The sequence below is a fragment of the Dechloromonas aromatica RCB genome (genome assembly GCF_000012425.1).
Map to the genome: position 1 here is coordinate 1,334,868 of NC_007298.1, position 24,773 is coordinate 1,359,640.

At 56.2% G+C, this 24,773-nt stretch carries 20 protein-coding genes; all 20 read left to right on the forward strand.

Going from position 1 to position 24,773, the window contains the following annotated elements:
- Positions 1-8 precede the first annotated feature (8 nt).
- The 20 genes from gyrA (at position 9) to DARO_RS06490 (ending at position 24,732) form a co-directional block, all read left to right on the forward strand.
- Entirely contained in the window at positions 9-2,648 is a 2,640-nt protein-coding gene (gene gyrA, locus DARO_RS06395) for a DNA gyrase subunit A (protein WP_011286995.1), read from the forward strand.
- Complete coding sequence (gene serC, locus DARO_RS06400; RefSeq protein ID WP_011286996.1) at positions 2,648-3,733, forward strand: 3-phosphoserine/phosphohydroxythreonine transaminase; 1,086 nt, start codon at positions 2,648-2,650, stop codon at positions 3,731-3,733. Before gyrA ends, serC begins: the two co-directional genes overlap by 1 nt.
- Positions 3,734-3,737: 4 nt before the next feature.
- Positions 3,738-4,829 carry a prephenate dehydratase gene (gene pheA, locus DARO_RS06405; protein WP_011286997.1) on the forward strand — a complete coding sequence of 364 codons (1,092 nt, stop codon included), beginning with the start codon at positions 3,738-3,740 and terminating at the stop codon, positions 4,827-4,829.
- A 10-nt stretch (positions 4,830-4,839) separates the two neighbouring features.
- Positions 4,840-5,928: a histidinol-phosphate transaminase gene (gene hisC, locus DARO_RS06410; RefSeq protein WP_011286998.1), complete on the forward strand. Its 1,089-nt coding sequence runs from the start codon at positions 4,840-4,842 to the stop codon at positions 5,926-5,928.
- A 4-nt stretch (positions 5,929-5,932) separates the two neighbouring features.
- Positions 5,933-6,802, forward strand: a complete 870-nt coding sequence (locus DARO_RS06415) for a prephenate dehydrogenase/arogenate dehydrogenase family protein (RefSeq protein ID WP_011286999.1) — start codon at positions 5,933-5,935, stop codon at positions 6,800-6,802.
- The gene (locus DARO_RS06420) at positions 6,802-7,641 is read left to right on the forward strand and encodes a DNA ligase (protein ID WP_011287000.1); all 840 of its coding nucleotides are present in this window, start codon (positions 6,802-6,804) and stop codon (positions 7,639-7,641) included. Before DARO_RS06415 ends, DARO_RS06420 begins: the two co-directional genes overlap by 1 nt.
- 93 nt (positions 7,642-7,734) lie before the next feature.
- Positions 7,735-8,739, forward strand: a complete 1,005-nt coding sequence (galE, locus tag DARO_RS06425; protein ID WP_011287001.1) for a UDP-glucose 4-epimerase GalE — start codon at positions 7,735-7,737, stop codon at positions 8,737-8,739.
- 24 nt (positions 8,740-8,763) lie between these two features.
- Positions 8,764-9,828, forward strand: a complete 1,065-nt coding sequence (gene rfbB / locus DARO_RS06430; RefSeq protein ID WP_011287002.1) for a dTDP-glucose 4,6-dehydratase — start codon at positions 8,764-8,766, stop codon at positions 9,826-9,828.
- Positions 9,828-10,718: a glucose-1-phosphate thymidylyltransferase RfbA gene (gene rfbA / locus DARO_RS06435; RefSeq protein WP_011287003.1), complete on the forward strand. Its 891-nt coding sequence runs from the start codon at positions 9,828-9,830 to the stop codon at positions 10,716-10,718. The genes rfbB and rfbA overlap by 1 nt, the downstream gene beginning before the upstream one ends.
- Positions 10,715-11,248, forward strand: coding sequence for a dTDP-4-dehydrorhamnose 3,5-epimerase (gene rfbC / locus DARO_RS06440; RefSeq protein WP_011287004.1), 534 nt, complete (start codon positions 10,715-10,717; stop codon positions 11,246-11,248). Before rfbA ends, rfbC begins: the two co-directional genes overlap by 4 nt.
- Before the next feature lie 1,320 nt (positions 11,249-12,568).
- Entirely contained in the window at positions 12,569-13,843 is a 1,275-nt protein-coding gene (gene pseC, locus DARO_RS06445; protein ID WP_497463033.1) for a UDP-4-amino-4,6-dideoxy-N-acetyl-beta-L-altrosamine transaminase, read from the forward strand.
- A gap of 14 nt (positions 13,844-13,857) precedes the next feature.
- Entirely contained in the window at positions 13,858-14,424 is a 567-nt protein-coding gene (locus tag DARO_RS06450; protein ID WP_011287007.1) for a hypothetical protein, read from the forward strand.
- A 2-nt stretch (positions 14,425-14,426) separates the two neighbouring features.
- Positions 14,427-15,359, forward strand: coding sequence for an aldo/keto reductase (locus DARO_RS06455; protein ID WP_198134107.1), 933 nt, complete (start codon positions 14,427-14,429; stop codon positions 15,357-15,359).
- Positions 15,356-17,383: an aminotransferase class III-fold pyridoxal phosphate-dependent enzyme gene (locus DARO_RS06460; RefSeq protein WP_011287009.1), complete on the forward strand. Its 2,028-nt coding sequence runs from the start codon at positions 15,356-15,358 to the stop codon at positions 17,381-17,383. Before DARO_RS06455 ends, DARO_RS06460 begins: the two co-directional genes overlap by 4 nt.
- Positions 17,384-17,391: 8 nt before the next feature.
- A complete protein-coding gene (gene pseG / locus DARO_RS06465; protein WP_011287010.1) occupies positions 17,392-18,471 on the forward strand; it encodes a UDP-2,4-diacetamido-2,4,6-trideoxy-beta-L-altropyranose hydrolase in 1,080 nt (359 codons plus the stop codon).
- A 2-nt stretch (positions 18,472-18,473) separates the two neighbouring features.
- Entirely contained in the window at positions 18,474-19,730 is a 1,257-nt protein-coding gene (pseH, locus tag DARO_RS22180; protein WP_011287011.1) for a UDP-4-amino-4,6-dideoxy-N-acetyl-beta-L-altrosamine N-acetyltransferase, read from the forward strand.
- Positions 19,700-20,773: a pseudaminic acid synthase gene (gene pseI / locus DARO_RS06475; protein ID WP_497463034.1), complete on the forward strand. Its 1,074-nt coding sequence runs from the start codon at positions 19,700-19,702 to the stop codon at positions 20,771-20,773. Before pseH ends, pseI begins: the two co-directional genes overlap by 31 nt.
- Positions 20,766-21,437: a PIG-L deacetylase family protein gene (locus DARO_RS06480; RefSeq protein WP_011287013.1), complete on the forward strand. Its 672-nt coding sequence runs from the start codon at positions 20,766-20,768 to the stop codon at positions 21,435-21,437. Before pseI ends, DARO_RS06480 begins: the two co-directional genes overlap by 8 nt.
- Before the next feature lie 23 nt (positions 21,438-21,460).
- Positions 21,461-23,197: an LIC12162 family transferase gene (locus DARO_RS06485; RefSeq protein WP_041224248.1), complete on the forward strand. Its 1,737-nt coding sequence runs from the start codon at positions 21,461-21,463 to the stop codon at positions 23,195-23,197.
- On the forward strand, positions 23,194-24,732 hold the full coding sequence (locus DARO_RS06490; protein WP_011287015.1) for a lipopolysaccharide biosynthesis protein: 1,539 nt from the start codon (positions 23,194-23,196) through the stop codon (positions 24,730-24,732). The genes DARO_RS06485 and DARO_RS06490 overlap by 4 nt, the downstream gene beginning before the upstream one ends.
- Positions 24,733-24,773: the final 41 nt, after the last annotated feature.

Below are 24,773 nucleotides of genomic sequence, written 5' to 3' on the forward strand. Positions count from 1 at the left end.
TGTGAGACATGGACCAATTCGCCAAAGAAACTCTGCCGATCAGCCTCGAAGACGAGATGCGGCGTTCCTATCTCGATTACGCGATGAGCGTGATTGTTGGCCGGGCGCTGCCGGATGCGCGCGACGGCCTGAAGCCGGTGCATCGCCGCGTCCTGTTTGCGATGCACGAGCTGAACAACGACTGGAACAAGGCGTACAAGAAATCGGCGCGTATCGTCGGTGACGTGATCGGTAAGTATCACCCGCACGGTGATACCGCGGTCTATGACACGATCGTCCGTATGGCGCAGGATTTCTCGCTGCGCTACATGCTGGTTGATGGCCAGGGTAACTTCGGTTCGGTCGACGGCGATAGCGCGGCGGCAATGCGTTACACCGAAGTCCGCATGGCTAAGATCGGCCACCAGATGCTGGAAGATCTGGATAAGGAAACGGTCGATTTCGGGCCGAACTACGATGGTTCCGAAAACGAGCCGCTGGTCATGCCGGCGCGTATCCCCAACCTGCTGATCAACGGCTCGTCCGGTATCGCGGTGGGCATGGCGACCAATATCCCGCCGCACAATCTCAATGAAGTCATCGCCGGCTGCCTGGCGCTGCTGGAAAATCCGGCACTGAGCATCGAAGACCTGATTGCCTATATCCCCGCCCCGGACTTCCCGACCGCAGGCTTGATTTATGGCATGACGGGGGTCCGCGAGGGTTACCAGACCGGTCGTGGCCGCGTCATCATGCGTGCTCGGACTCACTTCGAGGACATGGAAAAGAGCAACGGTCGCCAAGCGCTGATCGTTGACGAGATTCCCTATCAGGTTAACAAGAAGTCACTGATCGAGAAGATCGCCGAACTGGTCAACGAGAAGAAGATCGAAGGCATTTCCGATATCCGCGACGAGTCCGACAAGTCGGGCATGCGCATCGTCATCGAACTGAAGCGCGGCGAAGTCGGCGAGGTCATCCTCAATAACCTGTACAAGCAAACGCAGCTGCAGGATACCTTCGGCATGAACATGGTCGCGCTGGTCGATGGCCAGCCGCGCCTGCTCAACCTGAAGCAGATGCTGGAATGCTTCCTGTCGCATCGTCGCGAAGTCATTACCCGGCGCACCGTCTACGAACTGCGCAAGGCGCGCGAACGCGGTCATATCCTCGAAGGTCTGGCTGTTGCGCTGTCCAATGTTGACGAAATCATCACCCTGATCAAGGCGGCGCCGACGCCGGCCGATGCCAAGCGCGGCTTGATGGAGCGTACCTGGCGCAGCGCGGTGGTTGAGGAAATGCTGGTCCGTGCCGCTTCCGATGCCTCGCGTCCGGAAGGGCTGGCGCCGGAATTCGGTTTGTCGGCACAGGGTTATCGCCTGTCCGATGCTCAGGCGCAAGCGATTCTCGAACTGCGACTGCAGCGCCTGACCGGGTTGGAGCAGGACAAGATCGTCGGCGAGTACAAGGATGTCATGGCCAAGATCCTCGATCTGCTCGACATCCTGGCCAAGCCGGAACGCATTACTGAAATCATCGTGACCGAGCTGGTGGCGATTCGCGAACAGTTTGGCGACGAGCGGCGCTCGGAAATCATCCTGCAGACGCACGAACTGAGTCTGGAAGACCTGATCACGCCTCAGGATATGGTGGTTACGCTGTCGCACGGCGGCTACATCAAGGCCCAGCCGCTGGCCGACTACCGCGCCCAGCGGCGTGGTGGTCGTGGCAAGCAGGCAGCGGCGATCAAGGACGAGGATTTCGTCGATCACCTGTTCATGGCCAATACCCACGATTTCATCCTGTGCTTCTCGAACCGCGGCCGTTGCTACTGGCTGAAGGTTTACGAAGCGCCGCAGGGCAGCCGCGTCAGCCGCGGCAAGCCGATCGTCAATCTCTTCCCGTTGGAAGAGGGCGAGCGGATCAACGCCGTGCTGCCGGTCAAGGAATTCGCCGACGACAAGTTCATCTTCATGGCAACCCGTGCCGGTACCGTCAAGAAGACCCCGTTGTCCGACTTCTCCAATCCGCGCAAGGCCGGCATCATCGCGGTCGACTTGCTTGATGACGATTATCTGATCGGCGTCGAACTGACCACCGGCCAGAGCGACATTGTGCTGGTTTCCAACGCCGGCAAGGCCGTTTGGTTCGACGAGGAAGATGTCCGTCCGATGGGTCGTGGTGCCCGTGGCGTCCGAGGCATGAAGCTGCAGGCCGGTCAGGCGGTGATTTCCCTGCTGGTTGCCGAGAGCGATCAGCAGACCGTGCTGGTCGCTACCGAAAACGGCTTCGGCAAGCGCACGGTATTGGCTGACTTCCGCCATTCCGGTCGCGGCACGCAGGGTGTCAAGGCGATCGCCGACAGCGAGCGCAACGGCGTGGTGATTGGTGCCAAGCTGGTCGACGACAACGACGAAGTGATGTTGATCACCACCGGCGGTGTGCTGATCCGCACCCGCGTCTCGGAAATTCGTGGCATGGGCCGGGCAACTCAGGGCGTGACGCTGATCTCGCTGGATGATGGAGAGAAGCTGGCTGGTCTGGAAAAGGTCGCTGAGTCGGTGGCAGAAGCCGAGGTAGAAGGTGAGTCCGAAGTTGTCGCTCCGGAAACGGGCGATGCTGCACCGAGCGAAGGTGATGTTGCCAGCAACGAAGGTGGAGAAGTCTGATGAGCCGCATCTGGAATTTCAGCGCCGGTCCGGCTGCTCTTCCCGAAGAAGTCCTCAGGCAGGCGCAGGAAGAGTTGCTCGACTGGCATGGCGCGGGCTGCAGCGTGATGGAGATGAGCCATCGCGGCAAGGAGTTCATGTCCATTCTCGAGCAGGCCGAAGCCGACCTGCGCGAGCTGATGGGCATTCCCGAACAGTACAAGGTGCTTTTCCTGCAGGGCGGGGCGACACAGCAGTTTGCGCAGATTCCGATGAACCTGCTGGCCGGCCGCTCGGCCGACTATATCGTGACCGGCTCGTGGTCGAAGAAAGCCTTCAAGGAAGCACAGCGTTTCGGTAACGTGCGCTGTGCGGCGACTACCGAGAGCAGCGGCTTTACCCGTTTGCCGGCAGCTGACGAAATCAGGCTCGACCCTTTCGCCGCCTACCTGCATGTCTGCACCAACGAAACCATCCACGGTGTCGAAATCCCGGCCGAGCGCATTGCCGATACTGGCGTGCCGCTGGTGGCCGACATGTCGTCGCACATCCTGTCGCGTCCGGTCAATGTCGAGAAATTCGGCCTGATCTATGCCGGTGCCCAGAAGAACATCGGTCCCTCCGGCCTGACGCTGGTCATCGTCCATCGCGACCTGCTCGGCATGGCGCCGCTGACCATCCCGACCGTGATGGACTACGCAGTGATGGCCGAAAACGGTTCGATGCTGAACACGCCGCCGACCTACGGGATCTATATTGCCGGCCTGGTTTTCCAGTGGCTGAAGCGGCAGGGCGGTTTGCCGGGCATTGCTGCAGTTAATGCCGAAAAGGCGCGGATTTTGTACGCAGCGATTGATGATTCCGAAGGGTTTTATACGAATCCGGTCGATCCCGATTGCCGCTCGGCCATGAACGTACCTTTCGTGCTGGCCAATCCCGAACTCGACGCTGCCTTCCTGGCAGAGTCCAAAGCGGCCGGGCTGGTTTCGCTGAAGGGCCACAAATCGGTTGGTGGCATGCGCGCCTCGATCTACAACGCGGTTTCGCTGGCTGGCGTTCAGTCACTGGTCGATTTCATGAACGATTTCGCCCAACGTAAGGCTTGATTCCATGAGCGACGATCTGCAAAAGGCCTTGGCTGGCGTTCGTACCGATATTGATCGCATTGACGGGGAACTGCTCAAGCTGCTGAACGAACGCGCTCGCTGTGCGCAGCGGGTTGGCGAGATCAAGGCTGAACACGGCGAAGCGGGGCATATCTACCGTCCGGAACGTGAAGCTCAGGTTTTGCGCCGCTTGCAGGAGGCCAACCCGGGGCCGCTCCCTGGCGAGAACATCACCTTCTTCTTCCGTGAAGTGATGTCGGCCTGCTTGTCGCTGGAAGAGCCCTTGGGTATTGCCTTTCTCGGGCCGCTGGGCACCTTCTCCGAATCTGCGGCCACCAAGCATTTTGGTCATGCCGCACGCTTGCTGCCGCAATCGTCGATCGACGACGTCTTCCGCGAGGTTGAGTCCGGCCACGCCCATTATGCCGTCGTCCCGGTCGAGAATTCGACTGAAGGTGCGGTCGGTCGGACCATGGATTTGTTGCTGGCCACACCGCTGAAAATCTGCGGCGAAGTCGTGCTGCGTATCCACCAGAACCTGCTGACCAACGAAACCGACCTGGGCAAGATTACCAAGGTCTATTCGCATGCCCAGTCGTTGGCTCAATGCCACGAGTGGCTGAACCGAGTCTTGCCCAAGGCGCAGCGTATCTCCGTTGGCAGCAATGCCCAGGCCGCCCAGAACGCAGCCGCTGAGCCAGGTACGGCGGCGATTGCCGGTGAAGCTGCCGCAGCGCGCTATAACTTGCCGAAATTGGTCGAGAACATCGAGGATGAGCCGAACAATACGACCCGTTTCCTGGTCCTTGGCAAGCATGACTCCGGTATTTCCGGGCGTGACAAGACGTCACTGATCATGTCGGCACCCAACCGGACCGGCGCCTTGCATGAGTTGCTGCTCCCGCTGTCTACCGCCGGGGTTTCGATGTGTCGTCTTGAATCCCGTCCAGCCCGCAATGCGCTGTGGGAATACGTCTTCTACGTTGATATCGAGGGCCATCGCGACGAACCAGCGATCAAGGCGGCGCTCGAAAAACTGGCTGGCTATGCCGCCTATCTGAAAATCCTCGGGTCCTACCCGGTTGCCGTTTATTGAGGAAAGCTTCATGAGCCTTGCCGATCAAGCGCTGTCTTACGTTCGCGCCATTTCGCCCTATCAGCCGGGCAAGCCGATCACCGAGCTGGCCCGTGAAATGGGTATTCCGGTCGAGAAAATCGTCAAGCTGGCCTCCAATGAGAACCCGCTGGGCATGAGCCCGAAGGCCAGAAAGGCTGTTGAAGCAGCGATTAGTGGCATCGAACGCTACCCGGATCAGTTTGATCTGATCGCCAAGGTGGCAGAGCGTTGCGGCGTTTCGAGCAACCAGATTGTGCTTGGCAATGGCTCGAATGACGTGCTCGACCTGATCGCCCGCGTTTTTCTGGCGCCAGGCCGATCGGCGGTGTTTGCCCAGCACGCCTTCGCCGTTTATCCATTGGCCACGCTGTCGACTGGTGCCGAGCTGATCTCGACGCCAGCCAAGAACTACGGCCATGACCTGAATGCCATGCGTGCTGCCATCCGCCCGGATACGCGCATTGTCTGGATTGCCAATCCGAACAACCCGACCGGTAACTTCCTGCCGTATCCGGAAGTTCGCGCCTTTCTGGAGGTTGTGCCCAAGGATGTCGTGGTCGTCCTCGACGAGGCCTACAACGAATATATTCCGCCGGCCGAACGGGTCGATACCGCCACCTGGATCAAGGATTTTCCGAACCTTGTGGTCTGCCGTACTTTCTCCAAGATTTTCGGGCTGGCCGGTCTGCGTGTCGGCTATGCGCTGGCTTCGACCGAGGTGGCTGACCTGATGAACCGTATCCGTCAGCCGTTCAACGTCAATAACCTGGCAATTGCCGCCGCCGTTGCCGCGCTCGACGACCATCTGTTTGTGGCTGACAGCTACGAACTCAATCGTCGGGGCATGGAACAGATTATTGCCGGCCTGAAGCGCTTCGGGCTGGAGCATATTCCGTCGCACGGCAACTTCGTGACCTTCCGGGCAGGCGATGCGGCGGTAGTGAACCAGAAATTGCTGAAGCAGGGCGTTATCGTTCGTCCGATTGGCGGCTATGGCCTGCCGGAGTGGCTACGCGTCACCATTGGCACGGAGCCGGAGAACGCCCGCTTCCTGGAAGCGCTGGAGAAGGCGCTTTAATTCGATGGCCGAATTCGGCAAGGTCGTTGTTTTCGGTACTGGCCTGATTGGTGGCTCCTTCTCGCTTGCCTTGAAAGAGGCTGAGGCCGTCGAGGAGGTGGTCGGGTTTGGTCGGACACCATCGACCTTGCGTACGGCGCAGGAACTGGGTGTCATTGACCGGGCCGGAATCAATCCGCTTCACGAAATCGAGGATGCGGACATCGTTCTGGTGGCTACCCCAGTGGCCCAGATGCCGGAAATCTTCGAGCGCATTGCTCCCTATCTCGGCCCGAATACGATTGTGACTGATGGCGGATCGACCAAGGGCGACGTCGTGGCTGCGGCACGGGCCGCTTTCGGCGACCGTATCAGCCAGTTTGTCCCGGCGCATCCGATTGCCGGCGCGGAAAATAGCGGCCCCTCAGCAGCGCGCTGGGATCTCTACCAGGGCAGGAAGGTCGTCGTTACGCCGCTGCCGGAAAACAGCGATGATGCGCTTGATCACATCAAGCGCGCCTGGTCGCTGTGCGGCGCCGACATCTACGAATTGACGCCGGAAATGCACGACCGTGTCTTCGCTGCCGTCAGCCACTTGCCGCATTTGCTGTCTTACGCGCTGGTGCACGACTTGGCCGTGCGTGAGAATGCCGATCTTTTCTTTACTTTTGCCGCCTCCGGTTTTCGTGACTTCACGCGTATCGCCGCCAGCCATCCGGAAATGTGGCGTGACATCTGCCTTGCCAATCGCGAGGCTTTGCTCGGCGAACTGGATAGCTATCGGGCGCAACTGGATGAGCTTCGTTTGGCACTTGCGCAGAACGATGGCGAGCGTCTTGAGGAAATTTTCGGCATCGCCCGGCGTGCCCGACGCAACTGGGCTGGCGAGGGCTGATGTCCCGCCTGCTTGGCGCGCTACTCTTCGGATTGGCGCTTTCGCTGCCGATGGTTTCAAGCGCCGTAGAAGCGCCTCCCATTCTGCTGGCCAATGTCTATCGCGATCAGGTCGATGTTGCACGCTATCTGGTCAGTGAAAAACTCGATGGCGTGCGGGCGATCTGGGATGGTCAGGCGCTGCGTTTCCGGAGTGGCAGGCCAATCCATGCCCCTGATTGGTTTATCGCCGGCCTGCCGAAACAGCCACTGGATGGCGAGTTGTGGATTGCGCGTGGCCAGTTCGAGCGTGTTTCGGGCATTGTTCGGCGCGAGGTTCCGGATGATGCCGGGTGGCGCGAAGTGCGCTACATGGTTTTCGAGTTGCCTGGGGCGCCCGGGCCATTCAGTGAGCGTGCCGACCAGATTCGTGTCCTGGCCCAGAGGGCCAATGTCCCTTGGCTGCGCGCAATCGGGCAATTTTCGGTGGCCAACCGGGCTAGCCTGAAAAAGCATCTCGACGAGGTTGTTCGGGGCGGTGGCGAGGGTCTGATGCTGCACCTGGCCGATGCGGCCTACGAAACGGGGCGTAGCGATGTGCTGCTCAAGCTAAAACCCTGGCAGGATGCCGAAGCAGTGGTCGTTGCTCATCAACCGGGTAAAGGGAGGTTTGCCGGACATCTCGGCGCCCTGAAGGTGCGAACGCCGGAAGGCCGAGAGTTTCTGCTGGGCAGCGGTTTCTCCGATCTGCAGCGGCAACAGCCGCCAGCCATCGGCACAACAGTTACCTACCGTTTTCGCGATCTGACCAACAAGGGCATGCCAAGATTTGCCAGTTTTTTGCGGGTTCGTGATGAGTAACGCGATGGCCTACCCCATTGTCATCGCATTGTTTTGCTGCACTGCATCACTTGGACAGGTAAAATTCCAGACTTACTCCAAGGGCAGCCAACAATGATTCTTGTGACAGGCGGGGCCGGCTATATTGGTTCGCATACCTGCGTTGAGCTCCTCAATTCAGGCCAGGACGTTGTCGTATTCGACAATTTCTGCAATAGCCATCCGGAATCCATCAAGCGGGTTGAAGCGATCACCGGCAAGAAAATCGCTGTGGTCAAAGGCGATATTCGCGATCAGGCGGCCGTCGAAGCAGCGTTGCGCCAATACGATTGCCAGTCGGTTATTCATTTTGCCGGCTTGAAGGCGGTGGGCGAGTCGGTCGAGAAGCCGCTTGCGTACTACGACAACAACGTTATCGGTACGCATAAACTGCTACAGGCGATGAGCAATTGCGGTATCAAAACGCTGGTTTTCAGTTCTTCCGCAACGGTCTATGGCGAACCGCAGTTTCTGCCATTGACTGAGCAGCATCCGCTTTCAGGAACCAATCCCTATGGCCGAACCAAACTGGTCATCGAGGATATGCTGCGAGATTTGTATCGTTCGGACTCGTCCTGGCGGATTGGTATTTTGCGCTACTTCAATCCGGTTGGAGCGCACGAGAGCGGACTGATCGGCGAAGACCCTCAAGGTATCCCGAATAACCTGATGCCTTTCGTGGCGCAGGTCGCAGTTGGGCGGCGCGAGAGGCTCAGCGTTTGGGGTAACGATTACCCGACGCCAGATGGAACCGGCGTTCGCGACTATATTCACGTGGTTGATCTGGCCATTGGACACCTGAAAGCACTCGCCTGTCTGAGCGAGTCACGGTGCTTCGAGGTGAACCTTGGCACCGGTACAGGTTGCAGCGTACTCGATGTCATCAAGGCTTTTGAGAGTGCCAGCGGGCGCCCGATTCCTTACGAACTGGCGCCACGTCGTGCCGGTGACGTTGCCTCGTGTTATGCCGACCCGGCTTTCGCGGCTGAACTGCTGCAGTGGCGCGCCGAGCGGAATCTGGAAGTCATGTGTGTCGATGCCTGGCGTTGGCAAAGTAACAATCCAAATGGCTTTCGGTAAATTATTCGCAGTTTTGGAGAGCATATGACCATCCTAGTCACTGGCGGTGCCGGATTTATTGGTAGCAACTTCGCTCTCGACTGGCTCGCCCAGTCTAACGAGCGAGTCATCAACCTTGATGTGCTGACCTACGCTGGCAATCTGGAAAACCTCGCTTCGCTTGACGGAAACTCTAGGCACCTTTTCGTTAAAGGCGATATTGGTGATTTCGAACTCGTTTCTAAATTACTGACAGAGCATCGGCCACGTGCTGTCGTTAATTTTGCCGCCGAATCTCACGTTGATCGCAGTATTCATGGCCCGGAAGACTTCATCCAGACGAACATCGTCGGTACCTTTCGCTTGCTCGAAGCTGTACGCGCCTTCTACGGTCAACTGGAGAAAGCGGCCAAAAACGAATTCCGGTTTCTGCACGTATCTACCGACGAGGTTTACGGCTCGCTTGCTACCGACGACCCTGCCTTTACCGAAACCCACCAGTACGAGCCTAATAGCCCCTACTCAGCCAGTAAAGCTGCTAGCGACCACCTTGTGCGTGCCTACCACCATACTTACGGCTTGCCGGTCCTGACTACCAACTGCTCCAACAATTACGGACCTTACCACTTCCCGGAAAAGCTGATCCCGCTCGTCATCCACAACGCCTTGGCCGGCAAGCCGCTTCCCATCTACGGGGATGGACAGCAAATTCGTGACTGGCTCTACGTTAAGGATCACTGCAGTGCCATCCGCCGTGTGCTTGAAGCTGGCCGTCTCGGCGAGACTTATAATGTTGGCGGCTGGAACGAGAAGTCGAATCTGGAAGTCGTTTATACACTGTGTGCAATTCTCGATGAATTAAGGCCGCGTGTTGACGGTAAGCCATACAAGGAACTGATCACCTACGTTACGGATCGCCCTGGCCACGACCGTCGTTACGCTATTGATGCTACCAAGATTGAGCGCGAACTTGGCTGGAAGCCAGACGAAACCTTCGAAACAGGCATACGCAAGACAGTTCAATGGTATCTGGATCATCAGGATTGGGTTGAAAATGTCACGAGTGGCAATTATCGCCAATGGGTAAACCAGAACTACGGAGCACGATAATGAGCAGTACACGCAAGGGCATAATACTGGCCGGCGGGGCCGGTACCAGATTACATCCGGCAACCTTGGCAGTTTCCAAGCAACTGCTCCCGATTTACGATAAGCCGATGATTTATTACCCGCTCAGTTCGCTGATGCTGGCGGGTATTCGTGATATTTTGGTTATTTCAACGCCACAAGACACTCCGCGTTTTCATCAGCTATTGGGGGACGGAAGTCAGTGGGGCATCAATTTGCAGTATGCCATCCAGCCTAGCCCGGATGGCTTGGCTCAGGCTTTCCTGATTGGTTCTGATTTCGTCGGAAATGCTGACTCAGCCTTGGTGCTCGGTGACAACATATTCTACGGCCACGATTTTCATCATTTACTTGCGAATGCTAGCCAGCGAACAAGTGGCGCTTCGGTGTTCGCTTATCATGTCCATGATCCGGAGCGCTACGGTGTGGCCGAGTTTAATGCGCAGGGTAAAGTGCTAAGTCTTGAAGAAAAGCCCAAGTGTCCGAAGTCCAACTACGCAGTGACTGGCCTCTACTTCTACGACAACCAAGTCGTTGAACTTGCAAGAAGTCTCAAACCGTCAGCGCGCGGAGAACTTGAGATTACTGACCTGAACAGCTTATATCTTGAGCAAGGTCAACTCAATGTAGAGATCATGGGGCGTGGTTATGCATGGTTGGATACTGGGACGCACGACAGTTTGCTCGAAGCAGGGCAGTTCATAGCTACCCTGGAAAAACGTCAGGGTCTAAAGGTCGCCTGTCCGGAAGAACTGGCTTATCGCCAAGGCTGGATTAATGCCGAACAGCTAACTGCGCTGGCAGTACCACTCGCAAAGAATGGTTATGGCCAATATTTGTTGGCCATGCTCAAGGATAAGGTGATTGGATGATCGTTACGCCGACCTGTATCCCTGATGTCCTGATTATTGAGCCAAGAGTTTTTGGGGATGATCGCGGATTTTTTTACGAAAGTTTCAACCAAAAGCTTTTCAACGACGCGGTGGGTTGCGATGTGACCTTTGTTCAAGATAATCATTCTAAATCTGCAAAGAACGTTCTGAGAGGGCTCCACTACCAGTTGCCACCAAAGGAGCAAGGGAAGCTCGTGCGTGTGGTGCAGGGTGAGGTATTTGATGTGGCGGTCGACATCCGAAAAGATTCCCCCACCTACGGACGATGGGTGGGGGTTACCCTGAGCGCCGAAAATAAAAAGCAAATTTGGATACCTCAAGGCCTGGCACACGGCTTCTTAACATTGAGCGAAACAGCGGAGTTCCTCTATAAAACTACCGAGTATTATGCGCCGGAAGCTGAGCGATGCATTCGGTGGAACGATTCTAAGTTGAACATAAAGTGGCCCATTGAGGGGGGGGCGCTGCTATCTGTCAAAGACAGTATGGCAGACGATTTTTGTTGGTAGGTTAGTAGGGGGGGGCGATTCAGATTTGACAGGAGGAATATCGGGCAGGTTGTTTAAAGTGTGGAGGTTCAGAATCGATCTGACACTAGAGGCTTCCCAATGGAGGGCTACCAGTTTGAGGGGTGCGAATCCTCTTAAAGCTTCGCTAAAGATAGCTAACTGTTTCGGATGAGGCGCTGTTCACGCGCTACCTGCTCAACCGGCTCGGTCGTGGGGTGGTTGCCAAGAGTTGGGCGCCTATTCGCTAGACAAAGGGCATTATTCGTCTTGTCAGCTCCGAGATCAAACCCGCTCGGGTTGATGATGACTTGATCGAACTGTTGCGAACGTAAGAGGCATCTGGTGAGACAGGACTAGGGCGGCTGTTAAAGCTAGGGGAGACATGTTTGTCTTTCTGAAGAGCCATTTGCCGACATCGAAGATATCTATCAAATGGCCTATGCTTGCCATCGAGTCATGATTGTTTTCGAGATTTTGAGCAAGCAGGTGGGAGCGTTCTTCCCTAATTGACAAAATCCTTTCTCTAAATCATCAAGGGTGTGAAACAATATGGCCCGTTTTGTTGAGCGGGCGGAGGTTTTCTTTGCAAGACCTTTATCCTGCGAACGTACCTTGCAATCAGCAGCTTGCTGATCGTGAAACGGCATGCGGTAGCGTGGCTAATCACCTTACGTATCATCTCCATAGTTTAGGAATTGGCTGGTTGCAGAAGAAAATTTGGTTCGAAGTCTTGTGCTCTTTTCATCAAGCGCCAGATGTCAGTCAGCAGGCCATGGTCGGGTGGGCATAATTGTATTAATTACTGTTTCCTGGCTCCGGTGGAAAAGGGCTCGCTAAAGACGCAGAACTTCAGCCAGAAAAGAGCAATGTGCGCATACCTAATTGCTCACACGGGCAGGCCGGCCGAGAAGTCCAAGCTGGAAGTAGAGTTTCTGAAGTGGAAAACCGCCTTGTGTAAAAGTCTTATAACTGCGATTGAATCGTTGAGACCTGATATGAATTCCGTGAAAAAGGGATCTCAATTAAAATCGCTATTGTTGGATTGGTTTCGTAAAATTTCCCATTAGCGTGATGCTGCCCTAGTGCAACGATCTGCTCTGTCTTGCAGTCTGCTTCCTGAAAAAAGTGGCGATGCTCGATCGTTTGATCAGAAATCGGTTGAAGCGTAGTCAAGATGGTGGGCGGTTTTGAAATGGCTGGCATAGAGTGCTGTGCCGTATGAGGTGCCAGCCGTGCTGGTAATGTGGCTAGATGTTACGCCACTCCTAAGAGTGGCTTGCGAACTATTGAAATAGATGGCAAAGCGCACAGTGGAAATATGTGTCTGGGCGCTTAGCGATTTCTAATAGCCTTGTAATCAATTGTGATGAATTTAATTCAACTGAATTAATTATTAATCTGAGCTTGGGGTTAATCGTGAGGAAAATTCCATACGGGCGGCAAAATATTTCTGATGACGATATAGAAGCTGTGATAAATGTACTGCGCTCAGATTTTCTGACGCAAGGCCCTGTTGTTCCAGAGTTTGAAAAGTCTGTAGCGGCCTACTGTGGGGTATCGTTCGGCGTAGCAGTTAATAGCGCTACGAGTGCGCTACATATTGCCTGCGTTGCGCTTGATGTTGGGCCGGGCGACATCGTATGGACGACCCCTATCACCTTTGTTGCGACTGCGAACTGCGCCCGTTTCTGTGGGGCAAGTGTTGATTTCGTTGATATAGATCCACGCACTTATAACCTAAGTGTCGAGCGCCTGGCTGAAAAATTGGAGGAGGCTGAGTCGCTAGGACGTCTGCCGAAGGTGTTGATTCCTGTGCATCTCGCGGGACAATCTTGCGACATGAAGGCGATTCATGACTTGGCACAGAAGTACGGCTTCCGAATTATTGAAGATGCTTCGCATGCCATAGGTGCAGACTACCTAAATGGTAAGGTTGGCAATTGCAAGTACAGTGACATCACGATATTCAGCTTTCATCCAGTCAAAATCATTACCACTGGCGAGGGGGGAATGGCGGTTACGAACGATGCCGATTTGGTCAAGAAAATGGCCAGATTGCGCAGTCACGGAATTACACGCTACCCTGAGGAAATGACTCACGTGCCGGATGGTCCCTGGTATTATCAGCAAATCGAGCTCGGATTCAATTACCGTATGACCGAGTTACAGGCGGCGCTGGGATTGAGTCAAATGAAACGACTGGACACCTTTGTCGCAGAACGCCGTGCTCTCGTTGGTCGTTACAACGAACTCTTGGTTGGCACTGCTGTAGTTACCCCATGGCAGCATCCGAACACTTATTCGGCTTTTCATCTTTATGTGGTTCGCTTGCCTGCGCGGCCGGGGTTGCCGAGCCGAAACGAAGCCTTCGAAAATCTGCGCTCGGGCGGAGTGGGAGTCAATCTGCACTACATACCCGTATACCGCCAGCCCTACTATGAGTCGATGGGGTTTGAGCATGCCGCGTTTCCGGAATCGGAGAAATACTATTCAGAAGCGATCAGCCTACCGCTTTTCCCCGGACTAAGGCACGAAGATCAGCAGGAGGTCGTTCGGCTGCTCACAGAATTGGCTGGGTACCAGACCATTTTCTAAACGGAGTCGTTGCGTTGTCCAAAACAGATTTCGTTATTTCCCCATCGCCGCCATCGATTGGGCTGATGCTCCGGCGAGTCTGGCACCATGTGAGTCCACACCGCAAGGGGCAGTTTGGACTTTTGGCGCTTTTGATAGTCTCAGCTTCATTCATGGAAATATTCAGTTTGGGAGCTTTGCTTCCCTTTTTGGGTGTATTGACTTCCCCTGATCACGTCTATCAACATGCCTATGCGCAGGTCTTTGTTAGTGCCCTCGATATCCACAGTGCAGACGAATTCCTGTTACCCATCACGCTGCTGTTTATCATCGCAGTGCTTGCAGCTACCGGCATACGCCTGTTTTTGGTCTGGGCCAATACGTGCCTTACCTTTGCGACAGGAGCAGATCTCAGTATGGATGTACACCGACGTACGCTTTACCAACCATTTGCAGTCCATATTTCCCGCAACAGTAGTGAGTTGATATCGGGAATTGCCCATAGATTATCAACGTTAGCGGGCTGCACTCGTGTCGTTGAGCTTGGAGGCGGTAAAGTTTGGCGCATTGGAACCTATGCCGAGATCATTGAGGGGCGATGAGCATGACGCATATCAATACTGCATCTTTTTCAGAGGTAAGTCGCGTAGGTGACGTGTCTCAGCGACTGGCCCTTGGTACTGTTCAGTTCGGACTCAATTACGGCGTTGCCAATACTGCGGGACAGATTGACGCAGCAGAGGCACCGAACATCCTGCGAATTGCACGACTCAGTGGAATGGACACACTGGATACAGCCATCGCTTACGGCGACAGTGAGGCTGCATTAGGTTCGCAAGGCGTAGATAGTTGGAAAGTTGTCACTAAACTTCCGGCCATACCCTCTGAGTGTCAATCCGACGCGCAGGTTCACCGATGGGTACAAGAGCAGGTGCGTGGTTCTCTTATGAGGCTTGGCTTGGAGCGAGTTCACGGCGTATTACTCCACCGTCCCGAGCAATTGTTGGGTGAACAAGGGCAAGCGTTAAGCCGGGCTTTACAAGGATTGAAAGACCAAGGGCTGGCCGCTAAAACAGGCATATCCATTTATCACCCCCAAGAGCTCGATGTGCTGGCCCATGCCTTTGAGCCCGACTTAGTACAGGCCCCCTTGAATATTCTCGATCAAAGCCTGATTTACTCTGGGTGGGCCGAGCGACTTAAGGCCAAAGGCGTCGAGATTCATGTGCGTTCGACCTTTTTGCAAGGCTTGCTACTCATGAAGCCCTCGGAACGCCCTGCCAAATTTCACCGTTGGCATTCAATTTGGCAGCAGTGGGAGCTGTGGCTGGAAAAAAATGGACTCACACCACTGCAAGCTTGTCTGCGTTATTCGCTGGCAGTAGCGCAGGTGGATAAAGTGCTAGTCGGCGTTGATAACTCTGCGCAGCTAAATACAATCTTGTCAGCTGCCCAGGGGCCTCTGCCGCCTTTGCCAGAATGGATCATGTCGGTTGATGCCGACCTAGTAAATCCAGCAAAATGGAGTCAATTATGAACGTGGTTGCTGTCGTCCAGGCACGCATGGGCTCGACCCGCCTGCCTAACAAGGTTATGAAAGAAATTAGTGAACAGCCCATGATTGGGCTGTTACTCAAACGCTTGTCTCGGTCTAGCGAAATCACCCGTGTTGTGGTCGCTACTTCGGTTGATCCACGCAATCAGCCTTTGGTCAGTTATGTAACTAGCCTCGGATACGACTGCGCACAGGGCAGCGAAAACGATGTACTTGAACGCTACTTGCAGGCAGCAACACAAGCTAAAGCAGATGTGGTGGTGCGTATCACCGGAGATTGTCCACTGGTGGATCCCGAGTTGGTGGATGAGGTAATCCGCCGCTATTTTGCATCCAATGTCGATTACTTCAGCAACATAAGTCCCCCGACTTATCCAGATGGGCTGGATATTGAAGTCTTTAGCATGTCAGCCCTAAGCCGTGCTGCGGCAGAAACCGACGACCCCGTTGATCGTGAACACGTAACACCCTACATGCGACGCCCAGGGTTATTTAGCCAGGGCAGCATGCAAAGTGACCAAGACTATTCGGCTTTGCGCTGGACTGTGGACGAAGCTAATGACTTTGAAGTAGTGACGGCAGTATTTAATCGATTTAGTCCTGATATTTATTTTGGGTGGAAGCAGGTCTTGGCATTGCAGCAAAGTGCCCCGCATCTTTTTGAAGCTAACCAGCAAATAATTCGCAACGAAGGGGCCATCATGGGCACTGGTCAGAAACTGTGGAAACGCGCCAAAGAAATTATCCCTGGCGGCAACATGCTGCTTTCCAAGCGGGCGGAAATGTTCCTGCCCGATCTGTGGCCCGCCTATTTCAGTAAGGCCAAGGGCTGTAAGGTCTGGGATCTGGATGGTCGTGAGTACACCGACATGTCCATCATGGGTATTGGCACTAACACGCTGGGCTATGGTCATCCCGAAGTGGATGAGGCTGTGCGTCGAGTGATTGATGCAGGCAATATGTCTTCTCTTAATTGTCCGGAAGAAGTCTATCTGGCAGAAAAACTGATCGAAATGCACCCCTGGGCTGGCATGGTACGCTTTGCCCGTTCAGGTGGTGAGGCTAACGCCATTGCCATTCGTATTGCTCGGGCCGCTTCTGGCCGGGATAAGGTCGCCATCTGTGGTTACCACGGGTGGCATGATTGGTATCTCTCAGTTAACCTGGGCGATGATAAGGGGCTGGACGGCCACCTCCTGCCCGGTCTGGAGCCAAAAGGTGTGCCGCGCAATCTGAAGGGCACTGTCTTTCCCTTCAACTACAACAACTTCGCCGAACTGGAAGCACTGGTGAACCAGCACGATATCGGCGTGATTAAGATGGAAGTGGTGCGCAACAACGGCCCTCAGGACAACTTCCTGCATAAGGTGCGCCAATTGGCCACGGAACACGGCATTGTTCTGATTTTTGACGAATGCACGTCAGGCTTCCGCGAAACTTACGGCGGTTTGCATACCCTCTACGGCGTGGAGCCGGATATGGCTATGTTCGGCAAGGCCATGGGAAATGGATATGCCATTACTGCCACCATCGGTCGACGGGAGGTAATGCAGGCGGCGCAGAATACCTTCATAAGCAGTACCTTCTGGACGGAGCGTATCGGTCCTGCGGCGGCCCTGGCCACTTTGGATGTGATGCGTCGGACCCGCTCCTGGGAAACCATCACTGCCACGGGCCACAACATCCGCCAGCGTTGGCAGCAATTAGCCGACAAATACGGCCTTGGCGTGGATCACTGGGGCTTGCCTGCACTGACCGGGTACACGTTCCGTTCGGCACAAGCCTTGGCCTACAAGACACTGATTACCCAGGAAATGCTGGCAAAAGGCTACCTGGCAGCCAATAGCGTCTATGTCTGCACCGAACATACCCCAGAGATTCTAGACGGCTATTTCGCGGCCCTTGACCCCATTTTCCAGACGATCCGGGAATGCGAGGACGGGCGAGACGTTGGTACGCTCTTGAAGGGACCAGTGTGCCATGGCGGCTTCAAGCGACTGAATTGAACGCTGCCATGAAGGTTGCCTTCCGAACGGATGCTTCCAGGTTTATTGGAAGCGGCCACATCATGCGTTGCCTCACGCTGTCTGATAGCCTGGCCAGGGCAGGCGCAACTTGCACTTTCATCTGTCGGGCTCATCCGGGCCACCTGGGCGAACTTCTCAAGGCCCGCGGCCATGCCCTGCGCCTGCTGCCCTGCTCAACGGAGGTCACCGACCAGGAGTCAGGCCATGCGTCCTGGCTGGGAGCTGCATGGGAAGAAGACGCGCGGCAGACGCTCGAGCAAATTGACGAGATGGTGGATTGGTTGGTCGTCGACCATTACTCAATTGACCGTCGCTGGGAAGATGCGGTGCGCGCAGGTTGCCGCTGGCTGGCAGTGATTGATGACCTGGCCGACCGTCCCCACTCCTGCGAACTCCTGCTTGACCAGAACTGGCATGGCGCCGAGGCGCAGTCTCGCTACAAGGAATTGACTCCTGCTTATTGCGTACACCTGATCGGTCCGCAGTACGCCTTGCTCGGACCGGAGTATGCCGAACTGAAACGCTGGCGCCCGGAGCATGACGGGCTCGTGCGACGCGTGCTGCTGTTCTTCGGTGGAAGCGACCCTGACAACTTGACGGCGAAGGCGCTAGCCGCGCTTTCCACGCCAGAATTCTCGACGCTGGTGCTGGATGTGGTCGTGGGCCAGAATCATCCAGACCCATCTGGTATCGCACAGATGGCTACGGCCAGGAGCGGCACGGTCGTGCATCGAAACCTTCCCAGCCTTGCCGGTCTGATGTTGCGCTCGGATCTCATGCTGGGCGCCGGCGGGGCGACCAATTGGGAGCGCATGTGCCTTGGCCTGCCCTCCATTGTGATTTCCATCGCGGACAATCAGGTGGCAATCAACCGTGCCTTGTCAGTGGACGGATACATCGATTTCCTCGGGCCGGCAGATGGCGTAAGTGTGGACGACATCGCAGACGCTGTATCGGACGCCTTGACCTCTCCTGAATTGCTGCGCACGCGAAGCCGGATCGGGCGGGACTTGGTCGGCGGCAACGGAGCAGTAACAATGACAGATGTGATGATGAGGAGTTGCTGATCATGCCGCTACGCCCACTCGCCGAACGCGATCTCGCAATGGTTCGTAACTGGCGCAACCATCCCTTCGTACGTCTGAGCATGTTCTCAACCCAATTGATTGAGGAGAGTGAACATCTCGCATGGTTCGAGCGTGTGAGCGTGAATCCGGAGGTCTGCTGGTTAGTGCATGAGGACGACACGGGAAAGCCCGATGGCGCAGTGTACTTTACCGAATATCGGCCCCACCAAGGTATGGCCTTTTGGGGCTTTTATCGCGATCCCGAGGCTACGGGCGGATCAAGCACCCGGCTTGGCATGGATGGTCTGGACTACGCATTCGATCAGCTCAAGTTGCGCAAATTGAATGCCGACGTGCTTGCCAATAACCAGCGCAGCATCGCTTTTCATGAACGGCTAGGCTTTCAAAGGGAAGGCGTATTCCGGGATGGCCACCTTGCTGATTCCGGGCCGGTTGACGTCATACGCTATGGCATCCTTGAAAACGAATGGCGCGAGCAGCGTCCGTGGGTGCTTGCCTGCCTGGAGGCTAGAGCCCACCGGACCTTGCCGGAGCGCTCTGACCTCCAGCAATACATTGTCGCTAGTTGCAAGGCTTGGCACCGCCCCGGCTTTGAGGCACTCCAACGCGAAACCCCTGGGGACTGGACCTGGGTCTCCTGTCCGTCCGAACTGATGGCTGCACTGGAACACCAATCCCCGAGCTACATTTTTTTCCTGCACTGGAGCTGGTTGGTGCCGAAAGATGTGTGGTCCAGATATGAGTGCGTCTGCTTTCACATGACAGATGTTCCTTACGGCCGAGGCGGCAGTCCCTTGCAGAATCTGATCGCTGCCGGGCACACTGAAACAAAGCTCAGCGCCTTGCGCATGCTTGCGCAGATGGATGCCGGCCCGGTCTACGCCAAACGGCCATTGCACCTCAACGGGCGAGCCGAAGATATTTACCTCAGAGCCGGAGCGCTCAGCTTTGAGCTGATCTCTTGGATCGTGGACCAGAAGCCCGAACCGCTCGAGCAACAAGGTGGCCCCCTTACTTTCAAGCGGCGAACCCCTGATCAAAGCGTGTTGCCAAGCCAAGGTGCGCTGGACAAACTCTATGACCATATCCGCATGCTGGATGCACCAGGGTATCCTCTGGCCTTCATTGAGCATGGGGCATTCCGCATCTGCTTCTCCAACGCCGAGCTGAAAAACGGGATACTGGAAGCCCGCGCACAAATCAGCAAATGCCAATCTACAAAAGGAGCCGACACATGAGCTTTTCAATTGATGGCCGTCGCATTGGCCACGATGCTCCGCCGTTCATCATTGCCGAGCTGTCGGCCAACCACAACGGCTCGCTGGAGCGTGCGCTTCAAACCATTGATGCAGCCAAAGCCTGTGGGGCGGATGCAATCAAATTGCAGACCTATACGGCCGACACGATGACAATCGACTGCGATCAGCCTGAGTTCATGATCCGCGGCGGCCTGTGGGATGGATACAAGCTGTACGACCTCTATCAGTGGGCACAGACACCTTTCGACTGGCACAAGGCCATGTTCGAACATGCGCGAAAGATAGGCATCACGGTCTTTTCGACACCCTTCGATGAGAGCGCTGTCGACTTGCTGGAAGCCCTCGATACGCCAGCTTACAAAATCGCCTCGTTCGAACTGACAGACCTACCCCTGATCCGCTACGTGGCCGCGACCGGCAAGCCGATGATCATGTCGACCGGAATGGCCAGCGAGGCTGAAATCGAGGAAGCAGTGAGCGCGGCCCGTGAAGCGGGTTGCACCGACCTTGTCCTGCTCCATTGCATCAGCAGCTATCCCGCACCGATGGATCAGGCCAAACTGCGACAGATCGCGGGCCTTGAAAGCCGCTTCGGCGTCACGCCGGGCCTGTCCGATCACACGCTTGGCACGGTAGCCTCGGTGGCTGGTGTAGCCCTCGGCGCTTGCGTAATCGAAAAACATTTCACCCTGAGCCGCGCGGACAAGGGGCCGGACAGCGAGTTCTCCCTTGAACCGGACGAATTGCGCCGGCTGTGCCAGGATGCCCGCGACGCCTGGTCGGCACTTGGAAGCCTCGGGTTTGAACGGCAGCAAGCTGAGGAGGCGAGCAAGGTCTTCCGGCGGTCGGTGTATTTCGTGCGCGATGTGAGCGCTGGTACCGTGATAGGAGCGGAACACATCCGTCGCATACGCCCGGGGATGGGGCTTGAACCAAAATACTTTGATCAGTTGATCGGCAGGCGCGTGAATCAGGATGTCTCGCGCGGCACGCCAGTGAAATGGACGCACTTCGATGAATAGGCGAATTCTCGTCGTTGCGGCCCATTCCGACGATGAAGCGCTGGGGTGCGGTGGAACGCTGGCCAGGCATGTCGATGAGGACGATCGGGTCGAAGCGATCTTTGTCGCAGATGGTGTCAGCTCGCGCAAGGAAGGGTCCGATAGAGGCATCGCTCGTCGCGAGTCTGCCGCCGCGCGAGCGCAATCCATACTCGGCATCCATGCAGTCCACCATCTCAAGATGCCGGATAACCGGCTCGACACATTGGCACTGCTGGACATTGTCCAGTCGATTGAGCCTCTGATCAGATCAATTGCCCCCGAGGTCATCTATACCCATCACCACGGCGATCTCAATGTGGATCACCGCCTGGTTCATGAAGCAGTGTTGACAGCATGCCGCCCTCAACCCGGTTGCAGTGTGCGAGAAATTTATACGTTTGAAGTCATGTCGAGCAGCGAATGGAACACCCCAGGGAAACACCCCTTCCTGCCGCAAATGCGCGTCGATATTTCAGCCCAACTGCCGCGCAAACTGGAGGCACTCAAGGCCTACGCTGAAGAGATGCGCTGTGCGCCGCATTCAAGGAGCATCGAGCACCTTCAAGCACTGGCTGTCCACCGCGGGCACGAGGCGGGCTTCATGGCGGCCGAAGCATTTGGTGTGATTAGGTTGTTGCGTTGAGTTCTGATTCGTCACTTCACCTAGTGTTGGCGCCGGTGAACGAGTTCGTCGGGAACGAGGAGCAACTTTCCCTTGCGAGCTGGTGCCGATCTCATCCGAGCCTGACGTCTGCCGGGGTACTGCCTTCACCCTACCTCGACCTGGAAGACGAGATCGCGGCAGGAAAGCAGGCTCAGCAACTGTATCGGACCATGCTTCCGCCTCTCGCGGATCGTTTGAATGCGCTCCTCAGCGTGGCCTATGAATTGCGCGAATGGCAGGTGCTGGCTGGTCCTTGGCTCCAGATGTTTATCAACTCAAGCTTGGATCGCTATCTGCGGCTGAAGCTTGCCTGGAATTCCATTCCGGGGCTCCAGTGCGCAGTTCTGGACGAACGCTCCTGTCGCCCCATGGGGAACACAATCGATGCGGCCTATGCCCTCTCGACAGACAGGTACAACCTGCAACTGATGTCGGAACTCCTGCGTGTAATGGGAAAGCGTTTGCCGGAAAAATCCTTGCCATTGCCAGGTAAGACGCCCGACGTACAGCCGGCTCCCATCAAGCAAAGGGTCCTGTATCTCGCTTCCCGGGTCCTGGTCCGAACTGTCGCCGCCGCCACCGACATCGTGCTTTTGCGCGATAGCTATCTCCCCAGGCGCCTGGAAATGAAGCTGGCTACAAATTCCCGGGGCCGCATTCTTCCATGGATTTCGCCCTTCAAACCGTTGACTGTATCTGCGCCTGACGCAGCCCTGCGACAAGGTCTGGACAACATGCCTGGGCCCGATGACGAGGTCGGACGGCTCATCACCCGGCTGCTTCCGCAGGAGCTTCCTGTTTGCCTTCTGGAAGACTTCCATCGCTACCGACGCGCGGCAGAGAAGGAATATCCGGAATCGGTGGCCGCCCTCTGCAGCGCCAATGCCTGGCACTATGATGAAACTTTCAAGCATGCGGCCGTGGGCTATTTGCGCAAAGGGGCAAAACTCCTGGCCATTCAGCATGGGGGAAACTACGGTGCCCAGGCATTGATGCTAGCGGAGGATCATGAGACTGCGATTGCAGACGATTTTTTCAGCTGGGGATGGACTCGCGAGGGAACGCGCGCGATGGTGCACCCGATGCCCGCCGGAAAGCTGATTGGCCGCCATCCACAAAAAGCGGACAACGCCGGGCAAGAACTATTGTGGGTTACAACTTCGGCGTCCCGATACTTGGTCCAATATCCCTACCTACCCGAGCATTTCGAGAGGTACCTGAAATGGCAGTCCCGTTTTCTATACGCCCTGGCTCCAGAGTGGAAAACGCGGCTGCGCCTGCGCCCTCACTACGAAGACAATGGCTGGCAACTGGTGCAGCGCCTCAAGGCCCAAGAACCTGGCCTGCAGCTCGAGGATTGGGAAAGGCCTTTTCCCCAAAGTCTCGCCCAATGCCGGCTTTACATCTGCGACCACCTCTCGACCACTTTTCTGGAGGCGCTTTCAGCTCGCAAACCGACCCTGCTGTTCTGGGATGAAAAGAGCAACCTATTGCGCCCGGAAGCACAGCCCTATTATCAGCGCCTTCGAGATGCCGGAATTCTGTTCCATAACCCCGAAGCTGCGGCACAAGCTGTCCAGCGGGCTGCGCACGACGTGGAAGCCTGGTGGAGCAAGCCTGAACGCGTGGCAGCGGTCGACTCCTTCTGTGCGCGCTATGCGCGCAGCGAGCAAGATGCCCTGACCGTCTGGCGCGAAGAGCTGGATCGAGCCTGCGCCCGCAGAAGGGTTGCCGGGTGAACGCTTTGCCTTTGAAGACCCGTCTGATCTTGTCTTTGGGCGGGAACCTGTTGCGCGCGCTCTTCGGTTTTGCCACCAGCATCACTGTCGCGCGCGGGCTGAGCCCTGCAACCTACGGAGACCTGATGTTTTTGCTGGGGAGCTTCACCGCAGTGCGGTCGCTGCTCGACCTCGGGACCTCAAGTGCCTTCTATACGTTTATTTCCCAGCGACGCCGGCACTGGCTGTTCTTTCTCTACTACTACGGCTGGCTGGCGCTCCAGTTCCTGACGACGCTCCTGGTAGTCGGCCTGGTATTGCCGTCCGCACTGGTTCAAAAAATCTGGGTCGGTCATGAGCTTGGTGTCGTGATGTGGGCGGCGGCAGCGGCCTTCGTGCAGCAGCAACTCTGGCCGAGCATAGGGCAGGTCTCGGATTCGATGCGACGCACCCTGCTGTCCCAGGCGAGCGGCCTGCTTTCGTCCCTGGCTTACCTGGCAGTTATGATCGTGATGATGGCCAGCGGCTACAGGGATGTGTCATCCGTTTTGGCAGCGCTCGCACTGACCTATGCCATGTCCACGGCGGTCGCCGGTGGCATGCTTTTTCGGGGCGGCGCTCAAGGGGAACAGTTGCCCGCGCCTCGGCTCGGCCAGGTGATCAAGGAGTTCGCCCACTATTGTCGTCCGCTTGCTGCCTTGGCCGTTGTTTCCTGCGCGTATGAGTTTGCAGACAAATGGCTGCTCCAACGCTATGCGGGCGCCGCCGAGCAAGGCTACTTTCAAGTCGCCTACCAGCTCGCCTCGGTGAGCTTGCTCGTCACGACAGCCGTTCTCCCCATATTCTGGAAAGAGATCGCTGCCGCATGGGAAGAAAAGGACAACGTTCGTGCTCAGGCCATGTATCGCAAGACGTGCAAGAGCCTGGTATTCCTCGGCGCCCTGTGCAGCGGCCTCCTCGTTCCATGGGCCGAGCTTATCGTCCGGGCCTTGGTGGGTCCGGCCTACGCCGACGCGTGGCCTGTACTGGGCCTGATGCTGCTATACCCCATCCATCAAGCGCTGGGGCAGATCAACGGCACCACTTTGCTGGCGACCGGGCAAACAAATATTTATTTCTCGGTCAGTTCGGTCATGATGCTGCTTTCAATTCCCATTACCTTGCTCCTATTGGCTCCGACCGATGGCGGAATTCAAGGACTGGGACTCGGAGCAATCGGGCTCGCGTTCAAAATGGTGGTGCTGGGTATTGTCAGTACGAATGTTCAGGGATGGGCACTCGCACGCCATCATGGTTGGCGCTATGAATGGCTTTACCAGCCACTTGCCATCGCCATTTTGCTTGGCTCCGGCTATCTGTCCTGGTTTCTGGGCTGCGCCGTATTTCCTGCTGATCTGCACAATCTGCATAGCAGCCTGCCGGCCGCAGTCGTCAGCCTGGTTATTCATCTCTCCATTGCGACTGCTATACTTATGGTGGCACCGCAGCTCGCCGAATTTCGAAGCAATGAAGTGGCGGCATTCGCTACCAAGCTGAAGAGAGGCTCGCTGAATTAAGAAGCCGCTTAAATTAATTTAACCCTAGTCTTCACGCATTT

Coding starts and splice junctions, on each gene's coding strand:
- gyrA (WP_011286995.1), top strand. CDS start 9: ATGGACCAATTCGCCAAAGAAACTCTGCCGATCAGCCTCGAAGACGAG.
- serC (WP_011286996.1), top strand. CDS start 2,648: ATGAGCCGCATCTGGAATTTCAGCGCCGGTCCGGCTGCTCTTCCCGAA.
- pheA (WP_011286997.1), top strand. CDS start 3,738: ATGAGCGACGATCTGCAAAAGGCCTTGGCTGGCGTTCGTACCGATATT.
- hisC (WP_011286998.1), top strand. CDS start 4,840: ATGAGCCTTGCCGATCAAGCGCTGTCTTACGTTCGCGCCATTTCGCCC.
- DARO_RS06415 (WP_011286999.1), top strand. CDS start 5,933: ATGGCCGAATTCGGCAAGGTCGTTGTTTTCGGTACTGGCCTGATTGGT.
- DARO_RS06420 (WP_011287000.1), top strand. CDS start 6,802: ATGTCCCGCCTGCTTGGCGCGCTACTCTTCGGATTGGCGCTTTCGCTG.
- galE (WP_011287001.1), top strand. CDS start 7,735: ATGATTCTTGTGACAGGCGGGGCCGGCTATATTGGTTCGCATACCTGC.
- rfbB (WP_011287002.1), top strand. CDS start 8,764: ATGACCATCCTAGTCACTGGCGGTGCCGGATTTATTGGTAGCAACTTC.
- rfbA (WP_011287003.1), top strand. CDS start 9,828: ATGAGCAGTACACGCAAGGGCATAATACTGGCCGGCGGGGCCGGTACC.
- rfbC (WP_011287004.1), top strand. CDS start 10,715: ATGATCGTTACGCCGACCTGTATCCCTGATGTCCTGATTATTGAGCCA.
- DARO_RS06455 (WP_198134107.1), top strand. CDS start 14,427: ATGACGCATATCAATACTGCATCTTTTTCAGAGGTAAGTCGCGTAGGT.
- DARO_RS06460 (WP_011287009.1), top strand. CDS start 15,356: ATGAACGTGGTTGCTGTCGTCCAGGCACGCATGGGCTCGACCCGCCTG.
- pseG (WP_011287010.1), top strand. CDS start 17,392: ATGAAGGTTGCCTTCCGAACGGATGCTTCCAGGTTTATTGGAAGCGGC.
- pseH (WP_011287011.1), top strand. CDS start 18,474: ATGCCGCTACGCCCACTCGCCGAACGCGATCTCGCAATGGTTCGTAAC.
- pseI (WP_497463034.1), top strand. CDS start 19,700: ATGCCAATCTACAAAAGGAGCCGACACATGAGCTTTTCAATTGATGGC.
- DARO_RS06480 (WP_011287013.1), top strand. CDS start 20,766: ATGAATAGGCGAATTCTCGTCGTTGCGGCCCATTCCGACGATGAAGCG.